General features: G+C 58.6%; 11 protein-coding genes and 1 tRNA gene. 5 read left to right on the forward strand and 7 right to left on the reverse strand.

Annotated elements, in window-relative coordinates; all coding sequences use genetic code 11:
• Positions 1–340 precede the first annotated feature (340 nt).
• Positions 341–595, forward strand: a complete 255-nt coding sequence (locus AC1DOX_RS22585) for a hypothetical protein (RefSeq protein WP_477114062.1) — start codon at positions 341–343, stop codon at positions 593–595.
• Between the two features lie 55 nt (positions 596–650).
• Entirely contained in the window at positions 651–1,568 is a 918-nt protein-coding gene (locus AC1DOX_RS22590) for a hypothetical protein (RefSeq protein WP_477114063.1), read from the forward strand.
• Positions 1,569–1,691: 123 nt separating this feature from the next.
• Here the strand turns inward: AC1DOX_RS22590 and AC1DOX_RS22595 are convergent, their stop codons facing one another.
• Positions 1,692–3,380: a 5'-methylthioadenosine/S-adenosylhomocysteine nucleosidase family protein gene (locus AC1DOX_RS22595; protein ID WP_477114064.1), complete on the reverse strand. Its 1,689-nt coding sequence runs from the start codon at positions 3,378–3,380 to the stop codon at positions 1,692–1,694.
• 1,301 nt (positions 3,381–4,681) lie between these two features.
• On the opposite strand from AC1DOX_RS22595, the gene AC1DOX_RS22600 reads away from it, so the two are divergent.
• A complete protein-coding gene (locus AC1DOX_RS22600) occupies positions 4,682–5,455 on the forward strand; it encodes a PDDEXK family nuclease (RefSeq protein WP_477114065.1) in 774 nt (257 codons plus the stop codon).
• Positions 5,456–5,681: 226 nt separating this feature from the next.
• Positions 5,682–10,121 carry an NACHT domain-containing protein gene (locus AC1DOX_RS22605; protein WP_477114066.1) on the forward strand — a complete coding sequence of 1,480 codons (4,440 nt, stop codon included), beginning with the start codon at positions 5,682–5,684 and terminating at the stop codon, positions 10,119–10,121.
• Positions 10,122–10,801: 680 nt separating this feature from the next.
• Here the strand turns inward: AC1DOX_RS22605 and AC1DOX_RS22610 are convergent.
• Positions 10,802–10,880: transfer RNA gene (locus tag AC1DOX_RS22610), tRNA-Ile, on the reverse strand.
• Between the two features lie 10 nt (positions 10,881–10,890).
• The gene (gene rpoD, locus AC1DOX_RS22615; protein ID WP_092134723.1) at positions 10,891–13,167 is read right to left on the reverse strand and encodes an RNA polymerase sigma factor RpoD; all 2,277 of its coding nucleotides are present in this window, start codon (positions 13,165–13,167) and stop codon (positions 10,891–10,893) included.
• A gap of 19 nt (positions 13,168–13,186) precedes the next feature.
• Here rpoD and AC1DOX_RS22620 point away from each other — a divergent pair, with 19 nt between their 5' ends.
• A complete protein-coding gene (locus AC1DOX_RS22620) occupies positions 13,187–13,567 on the forward strand; it encodes a hypothetical protein (protein ID WP_441617376.1) in 381 nt (126 codons plus the stop codon).
• An 81-nt stretch (positions 13,568–13,648) separates the two neighbouring features.
• Here AC1DOX_RS22620 and dnaG read toward each other — a convergent pair whose 3' ends face one another.
• The 4 genes from dnaG to AC1DOX_RS22640 form a co-directional block, all read right to left on the reverse strand.
• Entirely contained in the window at positions 13,649–15,490 is a 1,842-nt protein-coding gene (gene dnaG, locus AC1DOX_RS22625) for a DNA primase (RefSeq protein WP_477101426.1), read from the reverse strand.
• 247 nt (positions 15,491–15,737) lie between these two features.
• On the reverse strand, positions 15,738–16,187 hold the full coding sequence (locus tag AC1DOX_RS22630) for a GatB/YqeY domain-containing protein (protein ID WP_092134727.1): 450 nt from the start codon (positions 16,185–16,187) through the stop codon (positions 15,738–15,740).
• 124 nt (positions 16,188–16,311) lie between these two features.
• Positions 16,312–16,524, reverse strand: coding sequence for a 30S ribosomal protein S21 (gene rpsU / locus AC1DOX_RS22635; protein WP_092134729.1), 213 nt, complete (start codon positions 16,522–16,524; stop codon positions 16,312–16,314).
• A 122-nt stretch (positions 16,525–16,646) separates the two neighbouring features.
• A complete protein-coding gene (locus AC1DOX_RS22640) occupies positions 16,647–17,888 on the reverse strand; it encodes a BaiN/RdsA family NAD(P)/FAD-dependent oxidoreductase (protein ID WP_441617372.1) in 1,242 nt (413 codons plus the stop codon).
• Positions 17,889–18,028 lie beyond the last annotated feature (140 nt).

Below are 18,028 nucleotides of genomic sequence, written 5' to 3' on the forward strand. Positions count from 1 at the left end.
CGAAATTCGCTTGCGCGAATTCCTCGCTCGCCCAGTCTGTCGTGTCGTCCTCGATTGCCAACCCGCTGCCGCAAAATGAACAGGATGCGCGCAAGTTAACACCGTCTGCCGAGGTTTACAACCGGATTTGTGGGTAATCCTCAGCCCTAAAAGGGGCGGCGGGAAACTTCGGGAAATTTGGGCCAGCCGGAAAAGCCTGATTCCGGGAAGTTCAGGAAATTTCGGGAAGCGTTAAATCAAGTATGGGAGGGCTTAGCTATGACTGGATAAAGCCGCGCAGACAGGACACACACGCGCCTAACCCACGCGCCCATGGCGCATTTTTGATGGAGGAAATGAAATGGCTACAACTATCCAACCCCCGACTTGGAACAGCCCCGCTGATGCAGGTAGCGGCCTCGCGGCGTTGCTGGACAGCGCAGGTAGCGTAAGCAACGTTCTCGTGAAGGTCGACGCCACCAACCTCGCGCACCGTGACAACGACCCGATTTATCGGCTCGCGCGGTACGCCGCTCGTTCCTCGGGGGCCGACTGGTATGACGCCCGCACGGGGCTGCGCTTGCACAACGTCGTCGGCTGGCAGATTGCCGAGTAAAGCCCGTCCAGTACGACAAGAAGTACCCCAAAATTCCACTCTGGAGATAGACACCATGACCCTCTTCAACATCTTCAACAAGGCCACCTTCAGCAAAGACGACGAGCGGGTTATTCGTCAGATTCTTGAAGCCCCCGAAACCGAGCAAATCATCGCCCGCGCCGAGCAAGCGGCCATTGATAACCGCAAGGTGCTGTGCCAGCGCCTGGGTAGCCTCGATGCGCGCCATGACAAGGGCATTGCCGCTGCTGGCGCGACGCTCGAAACAGCAATCCGTGCGCTGGAAGCGGCCGAAGCACGCCTCCTGACGGCACGTGAGAAGGAAACGCAAGCCCGCGCCATGGTGTACGCCGCCGAAGCGTCAAAGGGCGCGGAAGCAAGCGAATTGCACCAAGCGCTGCGCGATACGCGCGACAATCGGCTCGATGATTTTTGGCTGCACCTCGACGACGCCAAGGACAAATTGCGACATCTGACGCGCATTACGACGTTCCCGCTCCATTCGTGGACGGGCGCGAAGTCGGTTCGGTACGAATCCAATGCCGACGAAGTGTCCACGCTTTCGACGGCGCTGAAGGACGCGCAAGCGGAGGTCGAACGCATGACGTTGCTGCCATTGACCCGCGCCGAGATTTCCGAACGCTTGACCGCGCTGACCCACAAGCTGGCACCGATGCTGGACGCGTTCTCGCTGCCGACGCCGCGCCTTGATGAAGACGGCGCGGTGACGTTGAGCCGCGAAAAACTCAAGTTCTCGGACGTCTTGCAGGAAAATCGCGTCCTCGACCCGGGCGACCTGCCAACCCCGCAGCCGCGTACGACGCAAGTGCCGCCCGTCAAGCCGCAACCGATCAAGCGTGCCATCGCGCAAAAGCCCATCGCCGCCAAGCAGCAAGCGGCTCCGGTTGCCAAGAAAGCCGCACCCTATGCCGAGGTAATGATGGAAAGCGGCGTGACGATGATCTACTTCTAGCCACAGGCGAAACTGCTCCTTGGGGCTCCACTCCCTCCTATCCACCACGCGGCGCTCCGGCGCCGCTTTTTTTGAACGGCATATGGCGCAGAACCCGAAGGAGTGGATGCGTCAGATCGTCGATCAGTCGTCAGCGAAGACGTAGTTGACAAAAAAATGATGGAAATAAATGGCACTGGCCCTTGCTGCCAGCCTTTGCTTAAGATCCTTGTTCTTCTTCTTGTCGGTGCCGGCAAAATCGCATATCGCTTTCGCAACAAGGACGTATGGCTTGTTCTCAAGCCCGCACTCTGCCGCCGCCGTGACCACTGCGTGAGCCTCCATGTCGAAGCCGATCAGACCACCATTGATTTTCCGATAAAACTGAGCCTCCTCCTCGGCCGCAATTACCGTGCCACCGGAGCCAAACGATCCATGGTGGACCTGGATGCCGCGTTTGAGCAATTTTTTACAGGCATCGGGAAGAGCAGCGCGGAGTACAGACAACAACGCATTCTGGAAATCTGTGTCACGTGCAGATCCAAGAATGTCGCCGACGTGCGAAAAATGATCTCTGGCATCCTTTTGATAAAACTTCGGCTTGAAGATAAACGACATATCCTCGTCCTCCTCCAGCTTGCCCATGGCTAGATCATAGGTGTGGGACGGTACGAGAATATCGCCTACCTGCTGGGTCTTGCTGTCGATCCCGGCGGCGATGCCAGTCATTACCACATACTTCGGACGATAGCGGAGAATGAGCTTCGTCGCCAGAATACCGGCATTGGCCATGCCCATATCGTCCTGAGTCGCGACAAGCACGGAAGCAGATGTATCGGCCAACCTGCCACGGATGCGGTGAGAATAGTCCGCCGTGCTATACGGCTTCTCATGCGTCTGATCCTCGATCACCGATAGTACTTCTGTAAACTCCGGCTCAAGCATGGCGGTAATGACAAGGATATCGATGGCGGCATTGGACTGCTCGTCAATTGGCGATGATTTGCCGCTTCCCCATGTGACAACCCCAGGCAACTGCTTCACGATATCGGACGTGAGGATCTTCCGCAGGCCGGCCTGCAATTCCTGAAGGACCGAAGTAAGCGTACGCGAATACAGACTCTCGTTGGCGGTCACCCCTGAGATCGTCGCATCGAGTTCTTCCGAAAATAGAAGAACAGCGGAAAAGAGGTCGTCGTCGGTCTTCCATGGCTCTGGCACCCCCAGATCCGAAAAATTCAAGTCCAACTTTGAGCGCAAATCATCAGCCACCGATGCATGGGAAGCTGCGAACGCGCCTCCTTCACCGGTCACGTTGATGGATAGTTCGTCGAGCTTCCGTTTCGCCTGGACAACTAGGCGCAACAGGTCATTCTTTTCCAATGCGAACGGTCCCGACCAGATCTTCCCTGCATCAGTCGAGGCCTTAGAGGTCTGCGACAGCTGCTCGAAGGAGGGGAACTCAACAAGGCTCCTTGACTTCAGTTGACCACCATCAACGAAATGCTCTTGGATCCTCAGCTCCCTCGTCGAATAAAAAATTGAAAAGAGACGCGCGGCAGGACAGATATTGGAATAGCGAGACATCCTGCGCAGAAAATCCGGCGTGTTCCGTTCTGGGAGACGCTGGAATTCGATGATCGCGATCGGTGTTCGCGCATCCCTTGAATCTGCAATGACGAGATCCGCTCTGAGCGATGTCCCAAAACCCATTTCTAGCACGAAGTTGTCGTGCGAATAGCCTTGCTCTGTTATGAGTCGATTGCAGAACAAATCGATAAATTTCGCTTCCGTGACACGGAAATCGACCAGGTCGAGCAGCTTCTGCCTCATGCTTGTCTCTGCGTTCTTTTACATTCAGGAAGCCGGCAGCATACCCTAAGCCGCGCGCAGCGGCACGGCAGATCGCAGGTAGGTTGAAACACCACCTCGACCGACTGCGACTCGTCACAGCCTAGCCGCGAAGCTGGATCGAGATCGAATGCAAACGAGAAAAGTATGAACACCTGAACGCATAGTCATCCTAACCCTCGGATCAGCCGCGATCAGGGTCGGCGCGAGACTGGAAGACGCTTTCCATTGCTACCTACGCTCTATCGCTGTCAACCAATAGCCGCTGGAATCCGACCTGCGAGGCTATGCTAGCTTGATAGCCCACTAGGCGAACAATCACTAGGGAATAGGGCCGCCGATCTTCCGACAACGCGCGCAACCGCGTATTTCTGTCGCCACAAAATTGGATCCAGCATCAGCTGCACATAGCCCGTGCTGCAACCAACATGTTGCCAATGAAACACCGCTCTATTTGCCCCCCCAAAAAAATTCTCTTGCGGGGTACTACCGAGAGAGTTTCGTACAACAGCACGGCTCCACAGAGACACGAAATATAGTTGCCAGAGGTTCAGCTCTCACGCAATCAGCTTCCTACCAACTTGTTGGCAGGAGAGGCGTATTTGGTCAATGCGAAATTCTTGACTAAGGTTTCTTCACAACTACGTGGAGGATGTGTCATGCGATCCTGGAAAGCTGGAAAGCCGGCACACACGCTGGAGGAAATGCAACGGATTGCGAGACTTCGCGGCGGTCAGTGCCTTGCCAAAACATACATCAATGGCAGAACCCGCCTGCCATGGCGCTGCTGTAGAAATCACGAATGGGAAGCAAATGGCGAAAGTGTTCTCGCAGGACATTGGTGCCCCCATTGCGCAGAAGAGCGTAGCCGGAGACGGCGGCGTTTCAGGGGATACCTCAAATGCCAGACTATCGCGCGCGAACGTGGTGGGCGTTGCCTTTCAGCAGCGTACTTGGATAGCGACACGCCATTGGACTGGGAATGCGCAGGGAGGCATCAGTGGTCGACGAAGCCGGCTAATGTGTTCTCCGGACACTGGTGCGTCATTTGTGCGAACGAGAAGAAAAGCCGAGACAACACGAATCTGGCGATCGATGACATGCGGCGGCTGGCTGCCGCGAAAGGTGGTAAATGCAATTCCTTGGACTACCGGAACACATACCACCCTCTTGAATGGGAGTGCGCACTCGGGCATCGGTGGTCAACGGCGCCGGCAAACGTGATTGCAGGGCGATGGTGTCCCATGTGTCGTCATGGCTTGAGCGAGCGGATTTGCAGGGCCGTGTTCGAGCACCTACTTGACGCCCGCTTTCCGAAGGCACGTCCTCCCTGGCTGCTTGGCAAGCGCGGCAAGCCGCTCGAACTCGACGGGTACTGCGAGACGCTGAAACTCGCGTTCGAATATCAGGGAGCACAGCATTTTGCGAAGGTCAAGCAATTCAGGATGGATGGCCGACGGCTTGCCGCACTACGCTCTCGCGATAAGCTGAAGCGCGCCGCTTGCCGCGAACACGGCATCACGTTAATTGAAATTCCGTACACCGTTCCTCACCACGAGATCGAAGCCCACATTCGATCGGAACTGGAGCGTACCGGCGTGACGTGCATTTCTTGGCGTAATCGGCCACCGGTCGATCTACACCAAATCGCTATCGTTACGGATCACCGATTGGCCCAGTGCCAGGCGATGGCGCGCGCGCACGGCGGAACATGCGAAAGCACGCAGTATTTGGGGCAGAACGTCGAACTACTATGGCGCTGTGCACTCGGGCATGAGTGGAAGAAGTCACCACGATTGGTTCACCGTGGCGTCTGGTGTCGGGCTTGCTGGAAGGCCGAACATCTAGCGACGCATCACATCGAAACTCTTGCAAAGATTCGGCAGTGTATGGAGAAAGCGGGGGGACGCGTCGAGTCTGTCGAGTTTGTCGGCCAGAATGAGCCGCTCAGCCTGCTCTGTCGGTGCGGCTGCCGCTGGTCGGCTTCTTGGGCCAGTCTCCGCCACGGTACCGCCTGTCCGCACTGTAGAACCAAGCCTTGCCGTGACAATCGATAACTCGCTCTTTGCAGGCGAAATTGAAGCATCGAATTTTGGCTTATGGGTTTGCAACAATCGTTGAGCCCGATTAAGGCTCGCAGCCTACTGGAACAGTTCAAGGCTAGAATGGCGACAAGGCCTCTCGTCTACGCCGCCTTCTGGGACTGTCTGCAGTAAGTTCAGCAACTACCTGACCGAAGCGACGAACCCAGCTATCAAATGGCGCAACATAATTCTCTTACACATGGACTTCGTAAATCTCGATCGCATGTTCGCGCCGTTAGTTAAGGACAAGGAGGCAACCCTCGAATGGGGAGTTGCGGCCGGGCGCAAGTACGGCGGGTGGCAGAACTGGGATGAACTCCTACAACGTCCACGAGTTGTGCTACTGGCGGAGGCCCTGAGCGGCAAAACCCAAGAGCTACTGTTTCAAACAAAAAAACTCAAGAATCAAAGCAAGCACGCATACTTTGTTCGCATCGAGGAACTTGCAGATAATGGGTTTGAAGCCAGCTTGGATGAGACCGACACTGTCGACTTCCGCGAGTGGAAGCCAACAAGCGAACCGGCATGGTTCTTCCTGGACTCGGTCGATGAAGCTCGACTTAACAAGAAGAATTTTGACTTGGCATTGCGACGATTTTCCAAGGAACTTGGACGTGAAAATCTCGGGCGAGCACATGTGCTAGTTACTTGCCGCGCCAGTGACTGGCATGGCAAAGGGGATAGAGATTTAATTGCAGATCGGCTTCCGCATGTTGTGCTTCCTAGCGCATCGGCAATGCTTGACCCAGATGAAGAGCTGTTGGCGCCGATTTTTAGGCCAACTGAGAACGCGGCTCATCGTGAGTCGCTGCAACGGCCGAAGGAAGTGCCTGCTGAATTGCTCGTTGTCCAACTTGTACCCCTGACCTTCGAGCAAAAGAGATCATTCGCCAACGCAGCGGGAATTTCCAATCCCGACGAGTTTTTGCGTGAGGCTGATCGTTCGGGACTGCTGCGTATGACGGAGCGTCCCGGCGACCTCATTGATCTTGTCGGCTATTGGAAAGAGCACCTCACATTCGGCACCCTTCGAGAAATGACTGAAGAAGGGATCCGTCGTAAATTAACTGAGGAAGACGCATATCGGCCGGACGCGGGTGAAATCACACCCCAGCAAGCTCGCGAAGGCGCGGAGCGGCTAGCAGCAGCGCTTGTTCTGGGAAAGTCCTTCACGCTGCGAGCGATAGGTCAAGAATCGGAGCCTGAACTTTCATATGGCGCAATCGAACCTTTGAAAGTATTGCCGGATTGGACTCCAGCGCAGATTGGGGCTCTGCTTCGGCGCGGGCTCTTCGCCCCGGCTACATACGGCCGAGTGCGCTTTCACCAACGGACTAGTCAAGAGTATCTGACCGCCTCTTGGCTAAAGCGCCTGCTTGGGGAAAACTGCCCTTTGGACGAAGTAACTCGGCTTCTGTTCGTTGAACTATATGGGGTCGAGACCATTCGCCCCGCACTTAGAGCAGTCACTGCTTGGCTTGCTTATAGCCACCCGATCATACTAGACGAAGCTATCCGCCGTGAGCCTGTTTGCCTCATCGCTCACGGCGACCCCCGCTCGCTCCCTATACCGGTACGAGCGCGTCTCTTACAAGCCTATGCAGAACTGGATGCGAAAGGTGAGCTCAACGCTGAAATGATAGACCATCGTGCAGCCTGGATGTTTTCAGACCCAGAGTTAGCCGAAGCAATCCACGACGCATGGAACAGCAATGCTCGCAACGACTTTCGCCTGCAATTGTTACGTTTCATCGAGGAGGGTCCCATACCTGGTTGCATCGATCTCGCGCGACAGGTTTCCTTAGATCAAAGTCAGAACGTCTATTGCCGAACTATTGCGGCTCGCGCGTTGCGCGCCTGCTCTGACGGCGTAGGTCTCGGGTTGTTAGCTCGTGACGTGCGCGCGGCCCCGGATAAGTTAAATGCGCGCTTGGCGCCAGAATTCGGTGCCATCCTTTATCCCAGCCATCTCACAACCGCCGACCTACTCGATCTTATTGCACGATCTCAACCTGCGCGCCGCTTTCAAAGCGAGGGCTTTGGGCCACGTCTCGCAGATCTCTTCAGAGCATCGTCAGACATTGCATCGGCTCGACAGTTTGCCTTTGGGGTAGCAGAACTTTGCTTGGAGCGGTCTCCGGGAGAGGATACGGATTCCAGCTCAGAGGACGAGCACGCGGAACTAGGAAGCGGGCTTGCCGAAGTCGCGCAGCTAGAACTAGCGAGTCGCCGTCATGAGGATGTCGAACCCGGTGTAGTTCGCCTACTCATGGCTATCGAGCGCGTGATGGATCATCACAGTAGCGATGTCCTTATACAGCTTACCGATCGCGTTCGCAGCGATGCAAAGTTGAATCGAGACTTGATGTGGGCGAATGCGAATATTGGGATACGAGGAAGGCCCCGCGATAATCCACCAATCTACTTCTGGCAGATAGGGCCGTTTTACGGCACTCAACTATGGGGCATCGGGGAAAGCGATCTTCAATGGCTTATGGAGGACGCGAGAATGCGACCTCATGAGAGTGAGCGCCGCGTGGCGTTCAGTGCCGTCTACCATGTGCTGCACAATGCTAAGCGACTGCCAGCGGAGCGGTTCCGACTCGAAGATATCGCTGGTGGTAATCCATGCCTGCTTCATGACCTAGCGCACTTTGAAACCCCGCCTCCAACCGATGGCAATGCGAAACGTTTGGAAAAAGCCAAACTAACGCGCAAGCAACAAGAGGAGAGCGACAAGCAGTCATGGCGTGACTTTCGCGAAGAGCTTAAGAAGCATCCCGAGTTTCTTGATTCACCAGCCAATCTTATCAGCTGGCAAGCTGGGCTTTATCGCCTGCATCACCTTACCAAATGGATTCAAGCCAAGACTGGTAATAATTCGCCCGAGAGCTCCAGGTCATGGCGCGTGCTGAGACCTGTTTTTGGCAATAACGTGGCGGAACACTACAAGAACGGCATGTGTTTAGCTTGGCGGCAGATCAAAGCCGAACGCCCCGTCTATCACGGCAACGGAAGCTTCTCCACCAAGTTCACAAGTACGCTGGCACTTCATGGCCTCGCCATCGAAAGCGTGGAAGTGTCCGACTGGGCTAAGAATCTCTCCTCTGAAGAAGTCCGCCTTGCCGTAAAGCATTGCTGCTACGTCGGCGACTGCAGCACGGACTGGTTCCAGCATCTTGTTGGCACCCGCATGAATGATGCTGCCAACGTGATTCAGACATCGGTGGAGTTCGAGTATGCATCCGAAGGAGTGCGTAGCGATCTTCTAGTTGGTAGCGCGAATGGCCCAACGACCTTGCGAAATTTGGTGGCTTCTCGCGTTTTCCGACTACTGAGAAAGAGCGAACCGACCGATGAGACAACATTGGAGAGAGCACTCCATATCTTGGCAGTCAGTCGCAATGAGATGCCTGCAAAAGCCCTACGCCTCCTTGTCGAGACCAGGTTAGACGCGCATCTGAATGCTCTAGATGACAAACGTGCGCTGGTGTACTACGCACTGTACTTGCTTCTAGCGCCGGACGACGCTGCGCATCAGCTTTGCGGGCTTATGGCACGCAACGAGCAAGAGAATGAGACGGCGTGGCAAGGGCGATTACATAAATGGCTGGGACATCTTTTTGGACGTGGATATCGCGACGGGTCTGGCACGTTGACACAACTGTCCGCTTCCTCGCTTTTGGCGCTTCTAAAACTGCTCTACGGTAGCCGCTTACCTCGCCCCGATGAACGCGGCGGCGCAAGAACGCGGACGGTTCGTGATGCTGCCGACGATGCACAGAGCGCAGCACTGAATGCCTTAGTGGCTCGACCGGGAACTGAAGCCTTCCAAGCGCTATTACAGTTGGCAACTGACCCAACCTTCGGCGGCGACCGTCTGCGCATCCTAGAGCTTGCACATGGCAAGGCGGAATCCGATGGAGATTTAGTTGCCTGGAGCGAATCGGACGTACTTGACTTTGAACGAGCAGGAACCGGTCCCGCGAAGACGGGTAGTGACCTACTTCGCGTGGTCACTGCTGTGCTATCGGATATTGCGACCTCGTTTGCTCAGTCCGATGCAAGTAGCAGATCCATACTGGAGCTTGCTCAGGACGAATACCAAGTGCAGACGTGGCTAGCAGAGCGTCTAAATGAACGATCGAGGGGGCGCTTCCACGCCCACCGAGAGCCGAAGGTCGCTAGGGGGAATGAGCCGGATATTGTCGTCTCTTCTACATCGGCAAATGTCGAGGTTGCAATCGAGGTGAAGAACGGCAATAAGGGTTGGACGGTGACTCAACTCGAAAACACGCTTAGCGGCCAACTAGCGCGAGACTACCTGCGTACCCACAAGCGAAGACATGGCATCTTGGTTGTGTCCCTTCACTCGGCGAAAACATGGAGACGGAATGGATTAATCTGGAATTTCAGTAATCTGATGGATCATTTGCAATCAATTGCCGCTGGCGTTATATGCAATGAAACTGGCCCCGTTGAAGTCAGAGCCTTCGCTTTGGATGCGCGCGCTCGAACCGATCAGACACTTAGCATTGCCGCTAGGAAGACTGCAAAGAAAAGCAACGAACGACCACCAAAAACCGTTAGGACGCCGAACAAAGCGCGAAATTTTCCGAGTACAGAGAACCCAACCTAGGCCACCAGATGGGTAGGGGGCGTCCAATCTCTAGGGCCGAGCCCTTGCCGACCGTGTGGGTAGCCATTTTTTTATCGCCGCGAAATTAAGTTAGCGAATACTTACTCATTAACATTGGTGGCACCAATCTGCTGGTGGCAAGAGAAGATAGGCGTCTGGCGTCGAAGTGACACTACTGCGGAGCCCGTAGGGATTCGCATCATCCGTCGGGGCAAGGGCGTGGCACGTTTAATTACCGCCCCCTGGAAGCTTGGCAGAGGACCGCGTGTTTCGGTTGCCGCGTTTGACGACGGCAGAAGCTACGCAGTCGGCTATGACTTGCCGCTCGACGGCGCTTGGAGCGACCTCGCTGCTCAGTTCGAGTTTCTGCTGCCGGGGGACGCATCGGTTGCCACGCTGCAGCTTGCATATGTCATAGGGGCTCCCGTGCCGACATCACGGTCGAGAGGCTTAACTGCCCGTAGTGGCGTAACGGTGGGGCAATATCGAGACGCCCAAGTGACTAAGTCGCATGCGCAGTCCGAGGAAGTTGCTCATCTTGCCTAGCATCGCAAGGTCGGCAGCGATGACACGCACACGGGTCGGCCGACATTCACCGCATTCGACTTACAACGCTCTTACATGAGAGCCAGAAAACAAAAAGGGTTTGCAGGCGCTAACCTGCAAACCCTTGACAGCAGTGGTGGGCCTCCCGTGAGTCGAACACGGCACCAACGGATTATGAGTCCGCTGCTCTAACCAGGCATGAGCTAGAGGCCCTTGGAAGGGCTTAGTTGCCTTCCAGGAAGCTCTTCAGCTTGTCGGAGCGGCTCGGGTGGCGCAGCTTGCGCAGTGCCTTGGCCTCGATCTGGCGAATCCGCTCACGCGTGACGTCGAACTGCTTGCCGACTTCTTCCAGCGTGTGGTCCGTGCTCATTTCGATACCGAAACGCATGCGCAGCACCTTCGCTTCGCGCGGCGTCAGGCTGTCCAGCACGTCCTTCACGACATCGCGCATCGAACCATGCAGCGCAGCTTCCGCCGGCGCCAGCGTGTTCGTGTCCTCGATGAAGTCGCCCAGATGCGAGTCGTCGTCGTCACCGATCGGCGTTTCCATGGAGATCGGTTCCTTCGCGATCTTCATGATCTTGCGGATCTTGTCCTCCGGCATCTCCATCTTCTCGGCCAGCGTTGCCGGATCCGGCTCGTTGCCGGTTTCCTGCAAGATCTGGCGCGAGATCCGGTTCATCTTGTTGATCGTTTCGATCATGTGAACCGGAATACGGATCGTGCGAGCCTGGTCGGCGATCGAACGCGTAATGGCCTGGCGAATCCACCACGTGGCATACGTGGAGAACTTGTAGCCGCGACGGTATTCGAACTTGTCCACCGCCTTCATCAGGCCGATATTGCCTTCCTGGATCAGGTCGAGGAACTGCAGGCCACGGTTCGTGTACTTCTTGGCGATCGAAATCACCAGACGCAGGTTGGCCTCGGTCATCTCGCGCTTGGCTTCGCGGGCGCGCTTCTCGCCTTCGGACATCTTGCGATTGACGTCCTTCAGCTCCTTCAGCGGCAGCACCACGCGGGCCTGCAGGTCGATCAGCTTCTGCTGCAGTTCGTGCACGGCCGGCACGTTACGCTCGACGATCGTGCTGTAGCCCTTGTTGTCGGCCACGATGGTCTGGATCCAGTCCAGGTTCGTCTCGTTGCCGGGGAAACGGGCCACGAAGTCGGAACGCGGCATGCCGCACTTGTCGACCACGATGTTCAGGATGGCGCGTTCCAGCTTGCGGACTTCGTCCACCTGGCCACGCAGCGTGTCGCACAGGCGCTCGACATTGCGCGCGGTGAAGCGGATGCCCATCAGCTCGGCCTGGATGGCTTCCTGCGCCTTCACGTACGGCTTGGACTTGTAGCCTTCCTTCTCGAATGCACGACGCATCTTGTCGAACTGCTCGGCGATCACGCGGAATTTCTCCAGCGCGGACTGCTTCAGCTCTTCCAGTTGGCGTGCGGATGCCGCAGCGCCAGCGCCGGCTTCGTCTTCGTCTTCGTCTTCCTCGTCGCCTTCCTCGTCGGATTCGATGTCTTCATCGTCAGCCGCAGCAGCCGGGGCGGCCGCGGACTCTACAACCTCCGAGGCGTTCGGGTCGATCAGGCCGTCGACGAATTCGTCGATCTTGATCTCGTCATTGGCCACGCGCTCGGCGTGGGCCAGGATCTCGGAGATCGTGACCGGGCACGCGGAAATGGCCATGACCATGTCCTTCAGGCCGGCTTCGATCCGCTTGGCAATCTCGATTTCGCCTTCGCGCGTGAGCAGTTCCACGGTACCCATTTCACGCATGTACATGCGGACCGGGTCAGTGGTACGGCCAAATTCGGAATCCACCGTGGACAGGGCGGCTTCCGCCTCTTCCTCGGCCTCTTCCTCGCTGGTGGCGGACGGCGCGTTGTCGTTGAGCAGCAGCGTCTCGGCGTCCGGAGCTTGCTCGTAGACGGCGATGCCGATGTCGTTCAGCGTGGCGACCAGCGTGTCGATCGTCTCCGAATCGACCATGTCGTCCGGCAGGTGATCGTTGATTTCCGCGTAGGTCAGGTAACCGCGCGACTTGCCCAGCTTGATCAGCGCCTTGAGCTTCTGGCGGCGGACCTCGAGTTCCTCCTCGGTGCCCTGCTGGGTCGAGGCGAACTCCTTGAGCAGGGCCTTTTCCTTGGCCTTGCGGTCCTTGGCTTTCTGCTTTTCGGTCTTGGGCGCCGCAGCAGGGGTGGCCGCGGGAGCATCGTTTTCGTAAAACTCTTCAGTCACGTCTTCAGTAGTGCTGTCGTCTTGCTGCATCTCGGCCTTGGGCTTGCGGCCACGCTTCTTGGGCTCCGGCTTGACGGCCGGGGCAGCGGGACGCTCGGATGCAACGGGTGCGGGAGTCGCGGCACGGGCCTTGGGCGCCGCGGCGGCGGCGCCTGCCTTGGCGCCTCCATTCCGGGTGCCGGCCGTCGTTGCCGCACGCTTGCTCTCGACTTCGGTATTCTGCTGTTTCGCCACGGTGATACTCTTGCCTTTCACGGGTGCAGAAGCGGCAATCTTGCCGCTCGTATTGGCGCTCTCGCCGCTCTCGCGTGCCGAAGTCGAGGGCTTGGTAATTTTGGATGTGCGATTCCTGGCGGAAGTGGTCTCGGCGGATGCTGATGCACCGCGCACGGACTTTGCTGGCGCAGACCGGGCTTGTGTCGTCCTGACTGACGCGGTCGATGTCTTCGCCGCCGTTGTTTTCACGGACGCCTTGCCGCTCCCTGATTGGGGAGCTTTGGAGGGCGCCTTCTCGGCTACCCTTTCGGTTGCTTTGGCCTTTGCCATTGGCACGCTCACTTTCGCCAGAACTGGAGAGAAAGATTTCGCAATCCAAACCGGGCATTGTAGCACGTCACCAACGCCCAGCTTCCTGTCAGGTGAGGTTTTCACCTGAAAAATCAAGGCTTAAGCTCGACACGCCCTAATCTGGAGCGTGTCTTGCGCCACGTGCAGGCCGCTCAAGCCGTATATCTGTTCACCCTTCATCCGCCGAACCGGGGCGCCAACCGAGCTGGCGCCGGCGCTGGACTTCCGCGACCAGCCAGCGCATGCGCGCCTTGCCAGCCTCATCGGCGATACCAGCCACAACGGCCGCCTGCAGGGTTTCCAGCTCGCGCTGCAGCGGATCTGCCAGTAACTTGTGGATGGCGCCGTCAAATTCCAGCGTTGCCGGCTCCTCTTCGATGTCTTCCTTCAACACCGCGGTTCGGGCGCCGGCATAAACCTCGGCATAGGGCGATTGCGCCAGCTGCTCGCTAAATGCCGCAAAGTTCACTTCGCCCTGTATACCATCACAAGCCTCCACCAGATGCGCCAGCACTTCGGTTTCGGGCCGCTCGGCGTCCAGCAGCAGCGCGCGAGCGTCGGGCTCGAGCCGGCTTGCCAGGGCCGGGTAGCACATCAGCAACTGGATCACGCGCTGCTCCAGGCCCGTCGGCGCCTGGCGGCGGGCACGGGGCCGTGGCTGGGCAAAGCGGCCGACACGCGACGAATCGCTGCCCAGCCCGCAGACCACCTCTATTTCGGCAGGCGTCGTTCCCGTAGCATCGGCAAGTTCCCGCACAATCTGTAGCCGCAACCCACCGGCGGGCATGGCCTGCAACAGCGGCTTGGCTTCGTATTGGGCGCGGGCGCGGCCCTCCGGCTGGCGCAGGTCCTGATCCTCCGTCACCACCTGCAGCAGGAATCGCGACAGCGGCATGGCCGTCTGGACCTGCCGCGCAAAGGCGTCCGTGCCCTCTTCCCGCACGTAGCTGTCCGGATCGTGTTCGGCCGGCAGGAACAGGAAACGGATGGTCTTGTTGTCGGCGATATGAGGCAGGCAAGCCTCCAGCGCCCTGCGCGCGGCACGACGGCCGGCGGCGTCACCGTCGAACGAGAACACCACGGCATCGGTCTGGCGCATCAGCTTCTGGACGTGCACAGCCGTACAGGCGGTGCCCAGCGTAGCCACCGCGTTGGCAAAGCCGAGCTGGGCCAGCGCCACCACATCCATGTAGCCTTCCACCACCAACACGTAGCCATTCTCGCGAATCGCGTGGCGAGCCTCGAACAAGCCGTAGAGCTCCGTTCCCTTGCTGAAGAGCGGTGTTTCAGGCGAATTCAGGTATTTTGGCTCCCCCTGGCCCATCACGCGGCCGCCGAAGCCGATCACATTCCCCTTGGTATTGCGGATCGGGAACATGATGCGATCGCGGAAGCGGTCATAGCGCCGCGGCTTGCCATCGGCATCGCGCTTGTCCGCGGATTCGATCAACAGCCCGCCTTCCACAAGCGGCGCGGCAATGGCGTCATCACGGTAGCTGCCGAACACGGCCTCCAGCCCCTGCCAGTCATCCGGCGCGTAGCCCAGGCCGAAATGAGCGGCGATCTCACCAGTCAGACCGCGGCCCTTCAGATACTGGATGGCCTGTGGCGCGCCGCGCAGTTGCTTGCGATAGAAATCAGTGGCGCGCGTCATGGCATCTGACAACGCGACGGATTTTGCCTGCTGCTCGGCGCGCTGTGCCGGTGGCAGCCGGTCGCGCTCCTCAGGCACCGACAGGCCGACGGACTGCGCCAGTTCTCGGACCGCATCCGGGTATGACTGCCCGGAATACTCCATCAGGAAACCGATGGCCGACCCATGGGCGCCGCAGCCAAAGCAGTGATAGAACTGCTTGGTGGGCGAAACCGTGAATGACGGCGATTTCTCGTTATGGAAGGGGCACAGCCCCATGAAGTTGGCGCCGCCCTTCTTCAGCTGCACATACTTGCCCACCACGTCGACAATGTCGACACGGTTGAGCAGGTCCTGAATAAAGGATTGCGGAATCACCCGACTGACCGTCCTGATGGCAAGGCCTGCCGGGCTCGCCGGCGGCCGCTTTTCTGGAATGCGTGACCGGAACGACGCCCGGTGGCTATCGAATCATTGTAGTGCAGATGCAACGCGTCGCCGGACATTGCTGACAATGACCGCCAAATCCCGTCAACCTGGCGGCAATTCCACGCATCGCACATGCTAACCGTGCTTACTTCTGACCTAAAGGTCTTTTTACGACACCGGTCTGACCAGCGGCATTCTACTTGGAGGTCAGGGCTGCTTTGACTAGGGCCGAGACCGCTGTCATGTCAGCACGACCGGCCAGGCGGGGCTTTACGATACCCATCACCTTGCCCATGTCCTGGGGACCGGTGGCGCCGGATTCGGTGACTGCCTTCTGGACTTCGGCGGCAACCTCGGCATCCGACAACTGGGCCGGCATATAGGCTGTCAACACCTCGACCTCGGCCTTTTCCTTGTCAGCCAGGTCGTTGCGGCCGGCCTGCTCGAACTGCGAGATCGAATCCTTGCGCTGCTTGATCATCTTGTCGATCACAACCGTCACGGCGCTGTCATCCAGTTCCACGCGCTCGTCGACCTCGCGTTGCTTGATGGCGGCCAGCAACAAGCGGATGGTGCCGAGGCGGTCGGCTTCACGGGCGCGCATGGCGGCCTTCATGTCGTCGTTGATGCGGGCTTTCAGGGACATGGCAGTTTTCCGAAAATTTGGGGTTACGCGCCGAACCGGCGTGCGGCCGCGACAAGTCAGACCATAACGCAAAAACCCGCCGGAGCCGTGCCCGCAGCGGGTTTCAAGCTGACTCGGGGTGCGGTCAGTACAGCTTCTTCGGCAGCATCTGGCTGCGAAGGTGCTTGTAGTGGCGTTTGACGGCGGCGTCGCGCTTGCGCTTGCGCTCCGCAGTCGGCTTCTCGTAAAACTCTCGCGCTCGCAGCTCGGTGATCAGCCCATTCTTCTCGATGGTGCGCTTGAAACGTCGCATGGCGACTTCAAACGGTTCATTGTCTTTGAGGCGAATCGTAGTCATTTGGCCAAAAAGGAAGAAGAGGATGCCGGCGCCCTGCCAGCGTTTACGAGAGGTGCCGATTGTAGCGCAAGGCCTGTGACGCTGCACGCGCACGACCGGCGCTCCGGACCGCCGCGTGCTGACTACGCAACAGCCGTGGCGCCGCGCGCGGCTTCCGCCGCGGCTTCGCCAGCGGCCACGGCGGATGCCCAGGCCCACTGGAAGTTGTAGCCACCCAGCCAGCCGGTTACGTCGACCACTTCGCCGATGAAATAGAGGCCATCGACCTCACGCGCCATCATCGTGGTCGAAGACAGGCCCCGGGTATCCACGCCGCCCAGCGTGACCTCGGCCTTCTTGTAGCCTTCAGTCCCGGAGGGCACCAGCTTCCAGCGGTTCAATGCCTCGCCGAGCTGGCGCAGCGGCTTGTCCGGCAGGTCGGCCACCGACTGCGCGCCAGGCAGGCCGGCCGCCGCGCACCAGGCATCGGCCAGCCGGGACGGCAGGCGTTCCGCCAGCAGATTGGCGAGATGCTTGCGGCTGCCCTTCTTATGGGCGATCAGCCAGTCCGAGGCCTCTTCCCCGTCAAACAGGTCGATTTCGATCGGTGTGCCGGGCCGCCAGAAGCTGGAAATCTGCAGCACAGCCGGGCCGGACAGGCCGCGGTGCGTCCAGAGCAGGTCTTCCTTGAAGGCGCCGGCGGTCTTGCCGCTGCCGGTGGCGATGTCCACTTCCATCGATACCCCGGCCAGGGGGACGAAAGGCTGCCAGGCCTGCCCATCGAATGTCAGCGGCACCAGGGCCGGCCGAGTGTCGACGATCTTGAGGCCGAACTGGCGGGCGATGCGGTAGCCAAAATCCGATGCGCCGATCTTCGGAATCGACAGGCCACCGGTGGCCACCACCACGGCCCCGGCGCGAATCGTGCCCTGAGTGGTCAGCAGCAGGAAGTCATCGCCCTCGCGCCGGATCTCTTCAATGACGCAGCCGGTCTGCCAGTGCACGCCGCCCGACTCGCATTCGGCGCGCAGCAGGTTGATCACGGACTCCGCGCTGTCGTTGCAGAACAGCTGGCCGCGATGTTTCTCATGCCAGCCGATGTCATACCGGCGCATGAGCGACAGGAAGTCCTGTGGCGTGTAGCGCGCCAGCGCCGACCGGCAAAAGTGCGGATTAGACGACAGGTAGTTAGTCGGGCTGGCCTGCAAATTGGTGAAGTTGCAACGGCCGCCGCCCGAGATGCGAATTTTCTCGGCCAGCCGCGTGGCATGGTCGATCAACACCACGCGTGCACCGCGCTGTCCGGCCACGGCGGCACACATCATGCCGGCCGCACCCGCGCCCAGCACCGCCACATCGAACCGGTCTGTCCTGCTTTTTGTCATACCTGCCTTTTTAACGAAGCGCCGATTGTAGCGAAAAGCCGTGCGCCGACCCTGCGGACAGCGTAGCCGGCGCCGGTGTGCTAACCTGCTGGCCTTCAGATTTTGCCGGCACGATCCCCGCAGATCGCCGCTGGCCGCTC

The sequence above is a fragment of the Cupriavidus sp. 01L415 genome (genome assembly GCF_056400065.1).

Coding starts and splice junctions, on each gene's coding strand:
- AC1DOX_RS22585 (WP_477114062.1), top strand. CDS start 341: ATGGCTACAACTATCCAACCCCCGACTTGGAACAGCCCCGCTGATGCA.
- rpsU (WP_092134729.1), bottom strand. CDS start 16,524: ATGACTACGATTCGCCTCAAAGACAATGAACCGTTTGAAGTCGCCATG.
- AC1DOX_RS22630 (WP_092134727.1), bottom strand. CDS start 16,187: ATGTCCCTGAAAGCCCGCATCAACGACGACATGAAGGCCGCCATGCGC.
- AC1DOX_RS22595 (WP_477114064.1), bottom strand. CDS start 3,380: ATGAGGCAGAAGCTGCTCGACCTGGTCGATTTCCGTGTCACGGAAGCG.
- AC1DOX_RS22605 (WP_477114066.1), top strand. CDS start 5,682: ATGGACTTCGTAAATCTCGATCGCATGTTCGCGCCGTTAGTTAAGGAC.
- AC1DOX_RS22590 (WP_477114063.1), top strand. CDS start 651: ATGACCCTCTTCAACATCTTCAACAAGGCCACCTTCAGCAAAGACGAC.
- AC1DOX_RS22640 (WP_441617372.1), bottom strand. CDS start 17,888: ATGACAAAAAGCAGGACAGACCGGTTCGATGTGGCGGTGCTGGGCGCG.